Source organism: Alphaproteobacteria bacterium (genome assembly GCA_018667735.1).
Lineage (GTDB): Bacteria > Pseudomonadota > Alphaproteobacteria > Rickettsiales > JABIRX01 > JABIRX01.
The window spans coordinates 1-17,211 of the sequence record JABIRX010000050.1; the positions used below are offsets into that span (position 1 = coordinate 1).

Annotated in this window: 17 protein-coding genes; 5 read left to right on the top strand and 12 right to left on the bottom strand. The window is 32.1% G+C overall.

Annotation, left to right across the window (positions count from 1 at the left end):
* The 3 genes from HOH73_05420 to fumC form a co-directional block, all read right to left on the bottom strand.
* A partial coding sequence (locus HOH73_05420) for an AAA family ATPase (GenBank protein MBT5828296.1) occupies positions 1-344 on the bottom strand: 344 nt, incomplete at its 3' end.
* Between the two features lies 1 nt (position 345).
* Positions 346-957, bottom strand: coding sequence for a Holliday junction branch migration protein RuvA (gene ruvA / locus HOH73_05425; GenBank protein ID MBT5828297.1), 612 nt, complete (start codon positions 955-957; stop codon positions 346-348).
* A 5-nt stretch (positions 958-962) separates the two neighbouring features.
* Positions 963-2,357 carry a class II fumarate hydratase gene (gene fumC, locus HOH73_05430; GenBank protein ID MBT5828298.1) on the bottom strand — a complete coding sequence of 465 codons (1,395 nt, stop codon included), beginning with the start codon at positions 2,355-2,357 and terminating at the stop codon, positions 963-965.
* A gap of 143 nt (positions 2,358-2,500) precedes the next feature.
* Between fumC and HOH73_05435 the strand changes: the two genes are divergently transcribed.
* Positions 2,501-2,962: a hypothetical protein gene (locus HOH73_05435; protein ID MBT5828299.1), complete on the top strand. Its 462-nt coding sequence runs from the start codon at positions 2,501-2,503 to the stop codon at positions 2,960-2,962.
* 4 nt (positions 2,963-2,966) lie between these two features.
* On the opposite strand, the gene ruvC is transcribed toward HOH73_05435, so the two are convergent.
* The 3 genes from ruvC to HOH73_05450 form a co-directional block, all read right to left on the bottom strand.
* Positions 2,967-3,458 carry a crossover junction endodeoxyribonuclease RuvC gene (ruvC, locus tag HOH73_05440; protein ID MBT5828300.1) on the bottom strand — a complete coding sequence of 164 codons (492 nt, stop codon included), beginning with the start codon at positions 3,456-3,458 and terminating at the stop codon, positions 2,967-2,969.
* A gap of 5 nt (positions 3,459-3,463) precedes the next feature.
* Positions 3,464-4,174 carry a YebC/PmpR family DNA-binding transcriptional regulator gene (locus HOH73_05445; GenBank protein MBT5828301.1) on the bottom strand — a complete coding sequence of 237 codons (711 nt, stop codon included), beginning with the start codon at positions 4,172-4,174 and terminating at the stop codon, positions 3,464-3,466.
* Positions 4,175-4,242: 68 nt separating this feature from the next.
* Positions 4,243-5,439, bottom strand: a complete 1,197-nt coding sequence (locus HOH73_05450) for an aminotransferase class I/II-fold pyridoxal phosphate-dependent enzyme (GenBank protein ID MBT5828302.1) — start codon at positions 5,437-5,439, stop codon at positions 4,243-4,245.
* A gap of 134 nt (positions 5,440-5,573) precedes the next feature.
* On the opposite strand from HOH73_05450, the gene HOH73_05455 reads away from it, so the two are divergent.
* Both HOH73_05455 and HOH73_05460 read left to right on the top strand, forming a co-directional pair.
* Positions 5,574-5,933 (top strand): TrbC/VirB2 family protein, encoded by a 360-nt coding sequence (locus HOH73_05455; GenBank protein MBT5828303.1) that lies wholly within the window; start codon positions 5,574-5,576, stop codon positions 5,931-5,933.
* Between the two features lie 93 nt (positions 5,934-6,026).
* On the top strand, positions 6,027-8,513 hold the full coding sequence (locus tag HOH73_05460) for a hypothetical protein (protein MBT5828304.1): 2,487 nt from the start codon (positions 6,027-6,029) through the stop codon (positions 8,511-8,513).
* 100 nt (positions 8,514-8,613) lie between these two features.
* Here the strand turns inward: HOH73_05460 and HOH73_05465 are convergent, their stop codons facing one another.
* The 6 genes from HOH73_05465 to HOH73_05490 form a co-directional block, all read right to left on the bottom strand.
* Positions 8,614-8,811: a hypothetical protein gene (locus HOH73_05465; protein ID MBT5828305.1), complete on the bottom strand. Its 198-nt coding sequence runs from the start codon at positions 8,809-8,811 to the stop codon at positions 8,614-8,616.
* A 787-nt stretch (positions 8,812-9,598) separates the two neighbouring features.
* The gene (locus tag HOH73_05470) at positions 9,599-10,498 is read right to left on the bottom strand and encodes a polyprenyl synthetase family protein (protein ID MBT5828306.1); all 900 of its coding nucleotides are present in this window, start codon (positions 10,496-10,498) and stop codon (positions 9,599-9,601) included.
* Positions 10,499-10,508: 10 nt separating this feature from the next.
* Complete coding sequence (locus tag HOH73_05475; protein MBT5828307.1) at positions 10,509-10,943, bottom strand: universal stress protein; 435 nt, start codon at positions 10,941-10,943, stop codon at positions 10,509-10,511.
* Between the two features lies 1 nt (position 10,944).
* Positions 10,945-13,533 (bottom strand): TRAP transporter permease, encoded by a 2,589-nt coding sequence (locus tag HOH73_05480; GenBank protein ID MBT5828308.1) that lies wholly within the window; start codon positions 13,531-13,533, stop codon positions 10,945-10,947.
* 12 nt (positions 13,534-13,545) lie between these two features.
* Positions 13,546-14,526: a TAXI family TRAP transporter solute-binding subunit gene (locus tag HOH73_05485; GenBank protein MBT5828309.1), complete on the bottom strand. Its 981-nt coding sequence runs from the start codon at positions 14,524-14,526 to the stop codon at positions 13,546-13,548.
* A gap of 72 nt (positions 14,527-14,598) precedes the next feature.
* Positions 14,599-15,342 (bottom strand): chorismate mutase, encoded by a 744-nt coding sequence (locus HOH73_05490; GenBank protein ID MBT5828310.1) that lies wholly within the window; start codon positions 15,340-15,342, stop codon positions 14,599-14,601.
* A 55-nt stretch (positions 15,343-15,397) separates the two neighbouring features.
* Here HOH73_05490 and HOH73_05495 point away from each other — a divergent pair, with 55 nt between their 5' ends.
* Complete coding sequence (locus tag HOH73_05495; protein ID MBT5828311.1) at positions 15,398-16,549, top strand: homoserine O-acetyltransferase; 1,152 nt, start codon at positions 15,398-15,400, stop codon at positions 16,547-16,549.
* The gene (gene metW, locus HOH73_05500; GenBank protein ID MBT5828312.1) at positions 16,549-17,211 is read left to right on the top strand and encodes a methionine biosynthesis protein MetW; all 663 of its coding nucleotides are present in this window, start codon (positions 16,549-16,551) and stop codon (positions 17,209-17,211) included. Before HOH73_05495 ends, metW begins: the two co-directional genes overlap by 1 nt.

The window sequence follows — 17,211 nt, forward strand, 5'->3', positions numbered from 1 at the left end:
CGATGAATCTCATCAATAAACAACACATCACCTTGGTTTAAATTAGATAATATTGCAGCCAAATCACCAGATTTAGTTAATATAGGACCTGATGTGGCTTTGAAATTAACCTGTAATTCTTTAGCAACAATTGCGGCTAAAGTGGTTTTACCAAGTCCGGGCGGACCATAAAATAAGATATGATCAATTGCAGAATCAAGCTTTTTCGCAGCATCTATATAAATGTGTAAATTATGCTTAACTTTAGTTTGACCAATAAAATCATCTAAATAAGAGGGGCGTAATATGTTACCTACCTTATCTTCTAGTTGCTCATCTGGATTAATAACTTCTCTATCTTTCATTTTACTTAGCTAATTTTTTTAATGTTTGAGTAATAACACTTGATAAGTCACTTTCTTCTTTTGTAATATCTTTGACAATATTTATAATACTGGCTCTTTGATAACCCAGATTTTCAAGCGCAGATAACGCATCTCGTAACAAGTTGTTATGGTTGCTAGCTAACGCTTTTGTCTCCAGCTTGCTAGAAACTGTATTTATTGCACCAATATTTATTTTACCAATCCTATCCTTTAAATCATTTATTATTCTAAGAGCTGCTTTTGGCCCAATGCCAGAGACTCTAGTCAAAGCAGCTTTATCCTCAAAACTAATAGCATCAATTATTTCTGTTGCTGTCATTAAGCCTAAAATTGCTAATGCAGTTTTGGCTCCAACTCCACTAACCTTATTTAACTCTAAAAAAACTTTTTTATCCTCACTGCTTAAAAAACCAAATAAAGAAATATCATCCTCTTTGACCGCCGTGTGAATAAAAAAAGAAACTTTATCATTTTCCGCTATATTTGCTAATAATCTAGTTGGCAAATATACCTTATAACCAACTCCATTAACATTAAGTAGGATGTGATCATTATTTAAATTTAATATTATGCCTTGTAAATAGCCTATCATATTCTTTAATCTTTAGGACCTATCATATTTTTTGGCAAAACCCATAAGTCGAACTCTTCCGCAGTAAGTAATTTCAATTCTAATGCTGACTCTTTTAATGATAAACCCTTCTCATGCGCGTTTTTTGCTATTTTAGCCGCATTGTCATAACCTATATGCGGATTTAAAGCAGTAACAAGCATTAAAGATTTTTCCATCAAAGCCTTAATATTGTCATGATTTGCTGTTATGCCATCTACACATCTTTCACTAAAACTTACCGCGCCATCTGCTATTAATTTAATTGATTGCAATAAATTATATATCATCACAGGTTTAAAAACATTAAGTTCAAAGTGGCCATTAGAGCCAGCGATCGAAATAGTTGTATTATTGCCCATTACTTGCGCTGCAACCATTGTTAAAGCTTCACATTGCGTAGGGTTAACTTTGCCAGGCATAATTGATGAACCCGGTTCATTAGCCGGCAATGACAATTCTCCTAAACCAGATCTAGGACCAGAACCTAACAATCTTATGTCATTAGCTATTTTCATTAAACTAACTGCTATAGTATTTAAAGCACCGCTAGCTTCAACTATTGCGTCATGCGCTGCCAACGCTTCAAATTTATTTTCAGCGGTAACAAAAGGTAAATTTGTTATTTCCGCCACTTTTTGCGCAAAATTTTCAGCGAAGCCAACTTTTGCATTTAAACCAGTACCTACCGCTGTACCACCTTGAGCTAACTGATAAATATTTGGTAACACTCTTTTAATTCTTGCAATACCATATTTTACTTGCGTTACATAACCAGAGAATTCTTGTCCTAAAGTAAGAGGTGTAGCATCTTGTAAATGTGTTCTACCTATTTTAATAATATGCTCAAATTCTTTTTGCTTAGCAACTAATGACTCTTCTAGCTGCTCTAATGCCGGCAATAGTGAGTTGTTAATTTCCATAGCTGCTGCAATATGCATAGCGGTTGGAAAAGTGTCATTTGATGATTGCCCACAATTAACATGGTCATTTGGATGTATAGGTTGCTTAGAGCCTAATACCCCTCCTAACATTTCTATTGCTCTATTTGAGATTACCTCATTAACATTCATATTACTTTGGGTACCCGATCCTGTTTGCCATACTACTAGAGGAAAATGATCAATCAACTCTCCAGATATAACCTCGTTAGCAGCACTCACTATCGAGTTAGCAATGTCTTTTTCTAACACTCCAAGCTCAGCATTAGTTTCTGCTGCCGCTCTTTTTAAAATCCCTAAAGCCGTTACCAATGAACTTGGCATTCTTTCAATACCAATTTTAAAATTTTCTAGAGAACGTTCAGTTTGTGCTCCCCAATATTTGCTATTATCTACCTTTACTTCACCTAGTGAATCTGTTTCTGTACGCATTTTAGTCATGTTATAATTGTGTAATTTATACTTTTTTTAACAATAATCAGTTATTTTTGCAATAAACTTTATTAAGTTTACTATAAAATAAATCATATTTGCTTTTTAAATTTTAAAACCTTATTGTCTTTAGCCCAACAAGGAGAATTTTTATGGAAAATATGAACATAAGCGGCAATTATGTACTCAATTTTAATGCCCTAACTAAAGTTTACGACTTTTCTTTAGATTTACTAGAAAAACATCAATTTAAAAAATTACAGCAAGCTTTAACTGATATTCATATTAATTATAATCATGTTAATCCATATAGCATTAGAGCTCTGATTGGGGAAATAGCAGTTAAACTTCCTAACAAATCAATAAATAACTATGCTGATTTCATATTAAGTCAATTCAATATCTCAGCAAAAAATCTTGAATCTTATTTAGAAAATAGAATTAAAATGATCATTTCTCAAGACGGAGATTACTGGAAAGAAAGTATTAGTAAAATGTTTGATTTACAGGCATCAAACTTATTTCAAAAATCTTTAATTTTAGACAAAGAGTTTCAAGAAAATAAATTAGAAGCAAACATTACTAATTGGCCAAAGAAAATCATGAGCGCATAAATGCTTATGAATTAGTTAGTCGCTTAATTTTACTAATTTGCGAATGCGTAATAGCAACTGCTAAAGCATCACTTTCATCATGGTAATTAAAACTCGCCTTAGGCAATAACATCTTAACCATTCTAGCAACTTGATCTTTATCAGCCTTGCCCATACCTGATACTGACTTTTTAACTAAAGTAGCGCTATATTCAAACAAATTATCATTATACTCTAAACAGCTAACCATAATCGCTCCTCTTGCATGACCAAGCTTTAACGATGTTGCAGGATTTTTATTAACAAAAGTTTCCTCTAGTGCAATTTCACTGGGTTTGTACTTAATAATAATTTTTTTTATCTCTGCTGCTAAGATTTTTATTTTCTGCCCTAGATCTTTATTTAGCGAAACATCTATAATGCCAGAGGATATGTAACTCAAAACATTACCATTATTTACTTCTACTACCCCCCAGCCAGTCCTATTTAATGCTGGATCTATACCTAATATTATCATCTAGGCTATACATTAACATATACATCTTGCACATCATCATCATCATCCAATGCGTCAATTAGCTTGTGTAATTGCTCCAGCTTTTCTTGGTCTAATTCAAGATTATTTTGCGCAAGCCATGCAAGACCCATAAATTCTGGATTATCATATCTTTTTAATATCACATCTCTAACTAAAGCGAAATTTTCAGTCTCAGTGCTAATCTCAAAAAATTCTTCTAGATTATCAACAGAATCAGCACCAGCTTCTACTGCTAATTCAAAAATTTCATCTTCATTTATATTATCTTTAGGAAAACGCAATATTCCTTTACGCTCAAACATAAAAGAAACACTTCCCGTTTCACCTAAATTACCCCCATTTTTATTGAATATTGTTCTTACTGCTGACGCCGTCCTGTTCCTATTATCTGTTAGCGCTTCTACTATTAAAGCAGTTCCTGCTGGGCCATAACCTTCATATCTTAACTCTTCATAGCTATCATCTATATCACCACCACTTCCTTTTTTTACTGCATTTTCTATTCTGTCTTTGGGCATGTTAGCAGCTTTCGCTGCTATTATAGCGGCCCTTAATCTTGGATTGCTATCCACATCATCCCCAGATTTTGCCGCAACTGTTATCTCCCTAATTAAACGAGTAAAAACTTTAGCTCTTTTAGAGTCCTGCGCTGCTTTGCGGTGTTTTATATTTGCAAATTTTGAATGACCAGCCATAATATTTAGGTAATTATTACATTATGTTTATAGAGCAATTATATAAACTAGCAAATTTAAATCTTTAATTAATCTAATGCTGCAGAAATATCAGCAATTAGGTCTTCCACATCTTCTATACCAACTGACAATCTTAACAAATTATTTGTAATACCTAGCATGTCTCTTTCTTCTTCTGCTATATTAGAGTGTGTAGTCGTTGCCGGATGTGTAATCAAACTTCTAGAATCACCAAGATTATTGGAAATATCAATGATTTCCAATTTGTTTACAAATGTAAAACATTCTGCCTTAGAACCTTTCACTTTAAATGCTATCATAGCCCCACCAGAGCGCATTTGCTTTTTAGCTAAGTGATATTGAGGATGCGATTCTAAGCCAGGATATATAACTTCTGCTATTTTTTTGTGAGATTCTAAAAATTCAGCTATTTTTTTTGCATTTTTAACATGGTAGTCATATCTTAAAGCAAAGGTTTCTAGAGATTTAGTCACTATCCAAGCATTAAATGGACTCAATGCCGGACCAGTATGACGATGAAATGGCAATAATGTCTCTTTTATAAAATTCTCCGAGCCTATAACAGCTCCTCCCAAGGTTCTGCCTTGGCCATCCATATGTTTTGTAGTGGAGTATATAACAGCATCTGCACCTAATTCTAATGGTGATTGACAGAGGGGTGTAGCAAAAATATTATCTACTATTAAAAAAGAATTATTAGCTTTGCATAAATTTGCTATATGTGATATGTCAGCTAATTCTAAATTTGGATTGGCTGGACTTTCTAAAAACACCACTTTTGTGTTTTGCTTAAATGATTTTTCCCAAGCATTATTATCAGCCGCATCAATAAAATCTACTTCTACTCCATAATTTGGCAGAATATTTGCTAATATGTGATAACAAGAACCAAACAACACTTTATTTGCTAACACATGATCACCAGATTTAATTTGACACATTATCGAGCCAAAAACTGCAGCCATACCACTTGCCATTACACAAGCCGCTTGTGCTCCAGATTCAATTTGTATAAGTTTATCCTCTAAAGCTTTTAAATTTGGATTTACATATCTAGAATAAACATAACCTGGGTTTTCACCATTAAATCTAGATTCGGCTGTTTCAGCATCATTGTAGCAAAAACCAGAATTTAAAAATAAAGCCTCACTTGTTTCACCATAATTTGATCTTTCTAGCCCCCCTCTAATTAATGTTGTCTGAGGTTTAAGTTGTTTTTTTTGTTTTTTATTTAGATAATTCATATAAAGCTAGATTTAGTATTACAAATATGTTACAGTTTAATTGTTAACGCAGGTAGATTAATAAAATAAAAAAAATATTTTACTATTAAAATTAACATGCTAACTAATTATATAATTAAATTGAGGTAACATACATGTCCAAAAACACAATAAATAACATTTTTTCAACCGCTTTTTTATCGCTTTTTGTGATGCTGGCTTTAACAGATCAGTCTATTGCCTCAGAATATACCACACTAGAAAGTACCTTATGTAAGATGCTTGCCATGTTAAATGGAACAATTGGTAAAGGTGTCGCAGCTTTTGCTATTATGTTCGTTGGTATTTCCTTATTTATGGGAAAAGTATCTTGGGGTCTAGCAATATCAACAGCACTAGGTATAGGCGCTATATTTGGTGCAACTGGCATAGTTACTGCATTAGGTGGTGGTGACTTAGATATAGATGCATGTGCGGTAGCTAACGACGATGATCTTGACGCCAGTAGTGAATAGTTGAAACTTTCTCTTAATCACACATAGTGAGAGCCCTTTGGCTCTCACTATTTTATTTAACAACCTTCTCAACTAGCAGTTAAATAGCATTAAATGCCTTCTGATATATTAAACGATAAGCTAGAATTCCAAGATTTAAACCCTGACTTTATACCATATGCATGTCACATCAGCGATGACATAATATTAACCAAAAATGGCAATTTAATTCAAACCATAAAAATAACAGGTTTTGCGTTTGAGTTGGTAGGAGCTAAGCAAGTTGATTTAAGGACATCCATAAAAAACGCAATCTCAAAGCATGTTAGTACAGATAATTTTGCTATATGGTTACATACAGTAAGAAGAAAAAAAGATCTTAGCTTAGAGCCTAATTTTCAAAATAGCTTTTGTGCTCATGCTGATAGTGCATGGAATAGTTTGCATAATTGGTCTAACAAATATGTAAATGAGTTATATATATCAATTTTGACTGAATCTAAAGTTTATAGATTAACTAATTTTGCAAATATTTTAAAATGTTGTAGTTTTCTTTCATTAAAGAACTCTGAAAAAAAAATTATTGCTAAGCAAAAAAAGTTATTAAACTCATTAACTAATAATTTTATAAATGATTTAAAAGATTTTGGTGCAAGAAAACTTAAGATCTCGATGGTGGGAGGTAAATATTACTCAGAACAACTAAGGTTCTTTAGCAAAATCCTTAATCTAAAGGAAAGTGACTACGAAATTAAGGATGAAGACTTATCATATCAACTTCCTAAGAGTAAAATAGTATTTGGAAAAAATATGTTTCAAATAATGAGAGGCAACGAAATAAATTACGCTTCTATTTTTTCCATTAAAGATTATGGGGAGTTATCTCTGAAATCGCTAGATAAATTTCTGTTAGCCCCGTTTGAATTTATCATGTGCCAAACTATTGATTTTGTAAATGCAGATACAGCAAAATTAGATTTTATTGAGCAAAGTGATATACTTGAAATTAGTGGTGATAGTAAATTTGCTAAAACTTCTGGTATAGAAGAAATTATTGCAACTAATACAGATAGCCCAACCTCCTTTGGTGAGCATCAGCTTACTCTAACACTGATTGATAATAATCAAGAGTCCCTGGAGAAATCTATACGCAGGATAAATGATATTTTCTCTAATTATGGCCTAGTCATAATCAGAGAGGATCTTTTTATGGAAAATTGTTTTTGGTCACAATTACCAGGTAATTTTTATTATATTTGTCGTAGAAGAGCAATCAACACCCGTAAATTTGCTGGTTTTGCTTCGCTTTCCAATTTTCCCGCAGGAAAAAGAAATGATAATAAATGGGGTGACGCTGTATCAGTTTTTTATACTAATCACAAAACTCCATATTTCTTTAACTTTCATTGTGGTGACAATGGTCACTCCTTAATTGTTGGGCCTGAAGGCACTGGTAAAACTGTTTTACTCAATTTTTTATTAGCACAGTCAACAAAATATAATCCTAGAATTATTTATCTAGATTTCTTTAATAGTAGTGAAATATTTATTAATGCTTTAGATGGAAAATACATATCTCTTGATAAGAATAGTACTGAAAATTTATTTTCTCCTCTTTCATTATTTAAAAATAATCCGAATTTTATTCAAAATTTCTTGTCCTTTTTAATGATTGAAAAGTCAGAAACAAAATCTGGTAAATATATACAAGAGCCTAATAAAAACAAAATTATTAGAAAAATAGCTGAAGAATTAGCTACTAAGGAGGACCTTAAATTCAGTGATATTCAAAATTATTTTAAAAATAGTAAATATGCTGATTTCTTCTCACTTTGGATAAATGATGGTAGACTGGCAAATATATTTGACAATGATAATGATGTATTAAAAGAAAATAACATCATAGGCTTCGACTTAACTAATATAGCTAATATAAAAGCTCTTTTAGTTCCTATTACTTACTATATTATGAATTATCTAGAAAAATCTTTAGATGGAAAGCCAACTATATTAGTAATTGATGAGGCCTTTAAAATTCTAGATAATCCATTTCTAAGCGATTTTATTAATGATTTTTTAGTTCGATTAAGTCAAAATAATTGTGTTGCTATACTTGCGACAGAATCATTAGAGGATATTAAAAACTCTCATATAACTGATTTACTAATTGAAAAAATAGCAACAAAAATATTTTTACCAAATCCTAATTCAGGAGCTGATTACCAAGAATTATTTAAATTAAATAATCTTGAGGCAGATTTAATCAAAGAAATATCTAATGATGAACGAAAGTTCATGTTAAAGCATGGAACTGATAGCCTTATTGCAGAATTGGATTTAGCAGATTTAACAAATATAGTAACTATTCTCTCTAGTAATGAGCTTACTGTGAAGATAATGAATAAAATTAAAAGTAAGTTTGGTAATAATTCAGAAAATTGGCTACTTCCATACCAGGAACTTGTTGCAGAACTCCTACAAAGTGATTCTTATGATTTAGATTCCTTAAATAATAATGATGAAAATTATGACCTAGAAAATTATAATTATGAAAATGATATAGAGTCTAGAGATTATCAAGATGAAGAAGATAAAATCTAGCTAATAACGCATCCACTCTTCTTTTTTTCTTTGATAGTAGTTAAGCTAATATCCGAATCCACACCTCTTAATATCTGTAATTGCCAATATTTATCATTAGTTATTTTCTAAAGTCTGCTCCACTTGCTAATAAATAATCTATTATTTTGATGTTTTTCTTATCTATAGCTAAATCTAAAGCAGATATACCTAAGTTATCTCTAAAATTTAGGTCAATTATTTCGTTCTGAATAAGTTCTTTAATTTTTTTTTCATCACCTGATATAATAGCATTTGCTAATTTTAACTCATTTAACATAATAACTTTTTTATTTCTAATTGTAGTATCTTTTAATTTATATGCAATTTCTTGAAATAAATTATCATTTACATTAGAAATGTCTTGAGAATAACAAACAAAAAGCTAGGCGATAAGATTAACTATTTATCATATATTATAATCATGCTAATATAGCTCTACTTCAATTATCCAGAAATTTCATTCTTATTAAATATGTTTATTAAGAATCTAGTAAAGCATGAGACTTTATTAAATTTAGTAGAATAAAGGAGATCACGAATTTTATAAAAATACCTAAGCTATAATTCATTTTAAATATCACAAAAATATCTAATAATATTGCGTAAATCATAACAGTAGATTAAGAGCTATATTTTAAATTTTTATAGGTTCTTGATTTATATTTACACTAAAAATAAAGTAAGAAAATATGCCAAATATATTATACATATCACTAATAAATATAGTCTGAATTTTAGTCTTATGGTTGCTGCAAAACTAGAGAAGACAGGGCCAAAATAGTTTAACGGTAATAATATTAGAGAACAAATAACTATAATTTTAATCTTTCTATCCACCTTAAGCTTTAAGTTAAAACCATTCAATATTATGGTGGCTAAAAGAAAATTCATTATGGCTCCTGCTATAGCTCCTAAGAAGGCGGAAAAATAAGAGTATAATATGTTTATTTCTTCATTTAAAATTAATGTAGTAGAAAGTACATATCTCTCATTTAACGGTAATAATAGTGAACTGATAAATTCGTCAAAAAAAATAAACCAATATAACTCACTTATGGACATTTTTATCTCTCACGGTGCAGAAGATAATCTGCTAAAATCAACAAATCCTTTGCCCTTCCACCGAAGATATCTAAATGCTTCTTTGCTTGCTCTATTAAAATATCTATTTGTCTGTTTGCTCTATCAGCACCTATGAAAGTAACTAAGTTATTTTTTCCTTTTTTGCTGTCTTTATTTACTTTTTTACCAGTTTGTTTAATACTACCTTGAACATCAAGCAAATCATCTCTTATTTGGTATGCAAGACCTATATCATGTGCAAATCCACTTATGGCAATTTTTACATTTTTATTTGGATTAGAAATAATAGTTGGCGCTAAGCAGGAATATTCTATTAATTTACCTGTCTTCAAAGTTTGTAAATGTATTACCTTATCAATAGTATCATCTTCTCCAAGAATATCTAAATATTGCCCTCCTGCCATGCCATTATAACCAATAGCTTTTGCTAGATTTGAAGTTAATTTAATAATGCTATGCGGATTATCCGAAATAGAGTGGCTAGTAATAACTTCGAATGCTAGAGACTGTAATGCATCGCCTGCTAATATTGCTGTTGCTTCATCATATTTTTTATGACAAGATGCTTTACCTCTTCTTAAATCATCATCATCCATTGCTGGTAAATCATCATGTATGAGCGAGTAACAATGGACCAATTCTACTGCTGTTGCTATCTTTAGGAATGCTACATAGCTAACATTTAATATTTTGCAAAAACTATAAACTAAATATGCTCTAACCATCTTACCAGATGAAAGAGCTGTATATCTCATTGGTTGTAGCAAGCTTACTGCATTATGGGCTGTATTTATTTCGATTAAATCATCTATGTAATCTCTTACTAAATTTGCAACCTTACTTAAATCTTGCTCTACTGTAGTTACTAAATCATGTGCCATCTTGGTATTGTTACCTCATGACTAATACTGATCTTTTAGAATGTCTTACAACTTTTGCTGCATTAGGACCTAATAAATAGTCCTTTAATTCTGGTCTATGTGCAGATATTAAAATTAGATCTGCATCTATTTTATCAGCCACATCTATTATCGATTGATAAACAGCACCACCTTTTTTCACCACTATGTTACCAATTTTAATTTCCTTATCACCAAATTTATCCTCTACAAATTTATGTAATTCCTCCTTGGTACTTTTTACTACTTTATCTATTGCAGATTTAGGAAAATATTGTGACACTAATGCCATGCCATAATCTGGTATTGCGGTCATTATATGCACTGTAGCATCAAAACTTGAAGCATATTCTAATATTATGGGCAGTGATTTTTCCCATGAGGATTCTTCAAAAATATCTATAGGATATAAAATATTATTATACATATTATTCTCTTAATAATGATAAGTTTCTTCTCCTAGATTGAAGAAGGTAAATTAATAATAGAAGCAAAGCTGCCGGTATATATATAAACCACTCACTAGGTTGTTTATTCTTAATGCTAAGACTTATAATCTCTGAATCCATCTCTATACCACTATTATAGGCTTTACTACCAAATTTAACAGTTGAAACATATATGCTGGAATTCTCTTCATATAATGAAATACCATAATCATCTAGCTTCTCTTCTGCAGTTGCTAAATTTGCAAAAGAGGCATTTATATAGGTTTCTTTTTCATCACCAAAAAAGTCCATTCCATTTAGCTTGATTTTTACTTGCTCTCTTGATGGTAAATTTTCTAGCATTTGATATATTTGACCTGGCTCAAAAACATTATATGGGTCAACCACTCTATCTAACCAAAATTTTGGTATAAAAATACTGAATGATATTAGTAATAATAATGCCGACTCCCTTAGCTTACTTTTTACAATGAAGTAGCCTTGTGTTGCAGCAGTAAATACTAAAATCGCAATTGTAGACTTCAAGAATATGGCTACAGCTCCTATTACAGTTTCAACTCCAATTAATAGTAATCTATTATCAAAAATGAATAAAAATGGTAAAATCATTGTTCTCATACTATATAAAAATGCTTGGAAACTAGTTTTGATAGGATCACCACCAGACACAGCGGCAGCTGCAAACGAAGCAAGGCCAACAGGTGGCGTTACATCCGCCATTATACCGAAGTAAAAAACAAAGAAATGCACAGCAACCAAAGGAATCATCATGCCATGTTGCTTACCAATTTCAACTATTACTGTTGCCATCAAGCTTGAAACTACTATGTAATTAGCTGTTGTTGGTAAACCCATACCCAATATAATACATATTAACGCTGTAAATATTAACATAAGAATAACTGAGTTTCCTGCAACTATAGTAACCAGCTCAGTCATTTTATTACCTATGCCGGTTTGTGTTACTGTACCCACAATTATACCAGCTGCTGCTGTCGCTACACCAATTCCTGCCATATTTTTTGCGCCTGTTATCATCCCCAGATATAAATCATTAAAACCTCTTGCTATTGCGGCTTTATAACTGGACTTTTGACGAAAATAGTTAGTTAACGGTCTTTGTGTTAAGATAATGATAATCATTGCAATTGTAGCCCAAAATGCTGATAAACCTGGTGATAGTCTCTCTACCATCAAACACCAAATGAGAACAGCTATTGGCAGTAAATAAAATAAACCAGTTTTAACTGTTGGCCCAACTTCAGGTAATTCTGTAATTTCATGATCTGGGTCATCATCTAAATCAGGTAATGCTGCTTTTATTTTAATTAGCCACAAATATATAGCTGCTATCATTAGAGAAATCACCAATATACCTACTTTGCCCAGTTGGTCTTGTAAAAAACTAAACAAGTAAAAAAAAACCCCAGACATAATTATGATCGAGCTTATAATAATAAGGCTTCTAAGCAGGGTAGTACTAAGTGAAGACTTGTTTCTTTTTGGTAATGTTTTCATATTGCTTTTCACAGCCTCTAGATGAACTATGTAAAGCAGCGCTATATAAGATATTACCGCGGGTATAAAAGCATGCTTAACGACATCTATGTAAGGTACACCTATATATTCTACCATTAAAAATGCTGCGGCTCCCATTACTGGTGGCATAATTTGACCATTGACTGAAGATGCAACCTCAACAGATCCAGCTTTTTCTCTGGAAAAACCAACTTTCTTCATAAGTGGCATAGTAAATGTTCCAGTGGTTACTACATTTGCAATTGAAGAACCAGAAATAAGTCCAGTCATACCAGAAGATAAAACTGCAGCTTTAGCCGGTCCTCCTTTTAAATGACCAAGTAAAGCAAAAGCTACTTTAATAAAATAATTTCCTGCTCCAGCTTTTTCTAGTAATGATCCAAATAATACAAATAAAAACACAAAACTAGTAGAGACACCAAGAGCAATACCAAATACCCCTTCTGTTGCTAACCATTGATGAGACGCTATTTTAGTAAGATTATGCCCCTTATGAATTAGTACTTCAGGCATGTAAGGGCCTGCATAAGTATATAGTAAAAATATTGTAGCTATTACGGCAAGCGGAGGTCCAAGAGCTCTTCTAGTTGCCTCTATTAGAAAAACTATTCCAAGAAGAGAAATAACAACATCAAAATTAGTTGCCATTCCAGCTCTTTGGGAAAGTTGGTTGTAAAAAATAAGTAAATATAAGGCTGAAAAGACAGCGATGATCGCAATAGCCCAGTCAATAATAGGAACCCTACTCCTAGGGGAACTACTAAATGCTGGGTAAGAAATAAACACTAATATTAAAGCGAATGACAAATGAATATATCTAGATTTTGTTGAATCAATAACTAATATTTTAAAAAATGAAATATTTTCAGCCAGAACAAAAGGCAAAGGAGAGGCAATCCATAGTTGAAATAAAGACCAGCTAAATGCAATTAACAAGGATAGCTTGAGCACAAAGCCTTTTGGTCTTCTTGCTCCAGTATCATTATCTAATACTAAATCATGCAAATCTTGCGTATTTTGTTTTGTCATAAAGCAACTTAACTAGTTCTTAACTAATCCTTTTTCAAGGTAATATTTTTTGGCTCCCACATGAATTGGAGCTGTATTACCCTCATGGATTAAATCTTCTGGATTTAATGATTGGAAAACGGGATGTAATGTCTTGAAGCTGTCAAAATTATCATAAACAGCTTTTACTATTTCGTATGCTATATCAGAATCTAGGTCCTCAGTAGCTACAAATGTTGCTTTTACACCAAACGACTTGATATCCTCCGTGTTACCAACATACATGCCACCAGGTATCATAGCGTAAGCATAATATGGGCTTGACTGGATGATGTTGTCAATTTCCGGAGCAGTAATGCTAATCAACCTAGCTCCACATGAAGTAGTAACTTCTTGTATTACTCCATTTGGATGTCCGGACGCGTAAATCATTGCATCTATTTTGTTGTCGCAAACCGCTTGAGGTTGCTCGGATGCTTTTAGCTCAGATGCCAATTTAAAAGTGTTTTTGGTCCAACCCATAGCATTCATTACCACTTCCATAGTTGCTCTTGCCCCAGAACCTGGATTACCTATATTAACTCTTTTATTTACTAAATCACCAAGCTTTTCTATGCCAGAATCTTCTCTTACAGCTATAGTAAATACTTCTGTATGTAACGAAAACAAGGTTCTAAGATTCTTTCTTTCTTGCCCACTAAAAGGGCCAGTTCCATTATATGCGTGATATTGCCAATCTGACTGCACCACACCTAAATCTAAATTATTTTGCTCTAAAGCATTTAGATTGTAGATTGAACCTCCGGTAGATTCTACAGAACATCTTATACCATGATTTTTTCGCTGACGATTAACTAAACGACATATTGCTCCACCTGCAGGATAATAAACTCCAGTAACTCCTCCTGTACCTATTGTGACAAATTTACCTGATGCCTTGGCGGTAGAATTAGTAGATAAAGAAATACTAAATGTTATTAAAAATAGATAAAATATGTTTTTGATTTTAATCATTATTTCCTCGTTTTTGATGATCGAACTCTAAAGTTTATATAACAAATATTTGGTAATACAAGCATTAATTTCTTACAACTTATTGATATAACCGCCTAAGAAAGCTATGTTACCTTGTTTTTTGGGACTTAACATTAGCTTGGTATAATTTGTTTTGCTGAGATCATATATATTGTAATAAACATCTTTAACTTTGGTTTTTTTAGATAATAATTTACCTTCAAAATCTTCGCCTAATAATCCGGGAACAGCTGCTACAGCCCTGTCAAACGCGATGGTCTCTGGCTTGATTTTTGCTGCCGCTAAGATATTACTTAATTTAAAATATACTTGCCCTTCATTAATATCAGGTAGATTTGCAAAAATTTTATATTCTTGATTTTTAAGTAAGAATTCAAACATATCCTTTTCCTTGTTTGCAAATATTAACAAATCTTCATCGTTAAAATTATCATCTAATTTTTCTATATTGTTAACTTTTGTTAAAGTTGAAAAATACTCCCTTATTAATCTTGTTACCTTCTCTTTATCCTGACCATAATAATTTGCCCTAAACTCTTTTTCATGCTGTAATGAAAAAGAAATAATTAAACGCCACATGCTAATTACAACCTGCGCGGGTATTTTGTCACTATGTTTTATGAGCTTCCTCATCATTTCAGCCTCTCTATTAGACTTTATATAGGAAAGCTCATTATTTGCTGATTTTATCTGTGCCACTTGCTGCACCAATGATATTCTACTTTCTAATAATGCTATTATTTTGTAGTCTATTAAGTCTATTTGGCGTCTAACTTTATCCAGTTTCTCTTTCATTTTCTTGCATATTATCTAAGATGTGTAACATATCTATAATATTTTAATTTGGTTTATGCAAAAAAAATCCTTATTTGGCAAAGATTACTTACCCTTTAACATTGGTAACATAGCTCATATAGCTAAAACCACACCTATATTATTATCGGCAAATATTGAAATTAAGAATGTAGCTGTCGCATATCAAGCCTACGGAAAATTAAATAAAGATAAAACAAATGCCATCTTACTTTGCCACGCCCTGACAGGAGACCAATATGCTGCAAGCAAACACCCAGTTACAGGAAAACTAGGCTGGTGGAGCCACCTAATTGGACCTGACAAAGTCATCGACACAAATAAGTATTTTGTAATCTGCACCAATAGTCTTGGGAGCTGTATGGGTACCCTTGGGCCAAAAGAGATAAATGAACAAACTAAAAAACCATATAATTTAGATTTTCCAATTATTACCATAGGAGATATGGTTAAAGTGCAAAAAAGATTTCTAGAAGAGATCTATGGTATAAAAAAATTACATGCTGCAATAGGTGGCTCTATGGGTGGTATGCTTGTATTAGAATGGGCAACAAAATATCCTGAAATGCTAAATGCTGCCATACCAATAGCTACGGCATCAAGGCATACAGCGCAAAATATCGCTTTTCACGAAGTTGGCAGGCAAGCTATTATGGCAGATCAAAATTGGTATCAGGGAAACTATATTAATAAAAAATCTTTTCCCGCCAAAGGTTTAGCAGTAGCAAGAATGGCTGCACATGTAACCTATTTGTCCGAAAATGCTCTAGCAGAAAAATTTGGTAGAAACTTCCAAAACGCTGCTAAACCATCATATAAATTCGAAGTAGATTTTCAGATTGAAAGCTATTTACACCATCAAGGTATTAATTTTGTTGATCGTTTTGATGCAAATTCTTATCTTTATATTACTAGAGCAATGGATTATTTTGATTTAGAAGGAGAGCATAACGGCAATCTTGCGGATGCCTTCAAAAATTCTACAGCTGTAAGATTCTGCTTAATATCATTTTCAGATGATTGGCTCTTTCCAACTAGCGAAACAAAAGTAGTACTCCACGCTTTAAATTATATAGGAGCAGAAGTTAGCTTCGCCGAAATAAAAAGTAACAGAGGGCACGATTCGTTCCTAATAGAAAATGAAAATTTTTCTAATATTTTACAAGGATTTCTAGAAGGTTTAAATTAATGCGCGAAGAATTAAAAGTTATTGCAAGTCTCATTAAAAAGAACAGCAGAGTATTAGATATAGGTTGCGGTTCCGGCGATCTACTAAAACACTTAAAAGATCACAAAAACATTGCTACAAGGGGCATAGAAATTAAACCTGATTTAGTGAGTAAGGCTCTAACCAAAGGTTTAGCGGTAATTCAGGGTGATGCGGATAATGATATAAGAAATTATCCAGCAAATAGTTTTGATTATGCTATTTTAAGTCAAACTCTCCAAGCAACAAAATATCCTAATTTAATTCTAAAAGAATTACAGCGCATAGCTAAGTATGTCATAGTTTCAGTACCAAATTTTGGCTACATAGAAAATCGTCTACATTTAGCTATAAAAGGAAAAATGCCAGTAACAAAAACCCTGGCTTACGAGTGGTACAATACCCCGAATATTCACTTTTGCACTATTAAAGACTTTATAAAACTTGCGCACAAGCTAGATTTTACAATTGAAAAGCAATTTTTTATTAACGATGAAGTTAAATTTCTTCCTCCCATGAAAAACCAAATGTTCCTTGCTAATTTACTAGCAAAAAATGGTATATTCCTACTAAAAAGAGGCTTAACCATACCAAGCAACAAACCATTATGCAATATCCCAAAAGAAGCATTTAATCTAACCTAA

Excerpts from the sequence above, each read along its gene's own strand:
- HOH73_05470 (MBT5828306.1), bottom strand. The coding sequence starts at position 10,498 with ATGGCACATGATTTAGTAACTACAGTAGAGCAAGATTTAAGTAAGGTT.
- HOH73_05445 (MBT5828301.1), bottom strand. The coding sequence starts at position 4,174 with ATGGCTGGTCATTCAAAATTTGCAAATATAAAACACCGCAAAGCAGCG.
- ruvC (MBT5828300.1), bottom strand. The coding sequence starts at position 3,458 with ATGATAATATTAGGTATAGATCCAGCATTAAATAGGACTGGCTGGGGG.
- metW (MBT5828312.1), top strand. The coding sequence starts at position 16,549 with ATGCGCGAAGAATTAAAAGTTATTGCAAGTCTCATTAAAAAGAACAGC.
- HOH73_05460 (MBT5828304.1), top strand. The coding sequence starts at position 6,027 with ATGCCTTCTGATATATTAAACGATAAGCTAGAATTCCAAGATTTAAAC.
- HOH73_05480 (MBT5828308.1), bottom strand. The coding sequence starts at position 13,533 with ATGACAAAACAAAATACGCAAGATTTGCATGATTTAGTATTAGATAAT.
- fumC (MBT5828298.1), bottom strand. The coding sequence starts at position 2,357 with ATGACTAAAATGCGTACAGAAACAGATTCACTAGGTGAAGTAAAGGTA.
- HOH73_05475 (MBT5828307.1), bottom strand. The coding sequence starts at position 10,943 with ATGTATAATAATATTTTATATCCTATAGATATTTTTGAAGAATCCTCA.
- HOH73_05465 (MBT5828305.1), bottom strand. The coding sequence starts at position 8,811 with ATGTTAAATGAGTTAAAATTAGCAAATGCTATTATATCAGGTGATGAA.
- HOH73_05495 (MBT5828311.1), top strand. The coding sequence starts at position 15,398 with ATGCAAAAAAAATCCTTATTTGGCAAAGATTACTTACCCTTTAACATT.
- HOH73_05490 (MBT5828310.1), bottom strand. The coding sequence starts at position 15,342 with ATGAAAGAGAAACTGGATAAAGTTAGACGCCAAATAGACTTAATAGAC.
- HOH73_05450 (MBT5828302.1), bottom strand. The coding sequence starts at position 5,439 with ATGAATTATCTAAATAAAAAACAAAAAAAACAACTTAAACCTCAGACA.
- HOH73_05455 (MBT5828303.1), top strand. The coding sequence starts at position 5,574 with ATGTCCAAAAACACAATAAATAACATTTTTTCAACCGCTTTTTTATCG.
- HOH73_05485 (MBT5828309.1), bottom strand. The coding sequence starts at position 14,526 with ATGATTAAAATCAAAAACATATTTTATCTATTTTTAATAACATTTAGT.
- HOH73_05435 (MBT5828299.1), top strand. The coding sequence starts at position 2,501 with ATGGAAAATATGAACATAAGCGGCAATTATGTACTCAATTTTAATGCC.
- ruvA (MBT5828297.1), bottom strand. The coding sequence starts at position 957 with ATGATAGGCTATTTACAAGGCATAATATTAAATTTAAATAATGATCAC.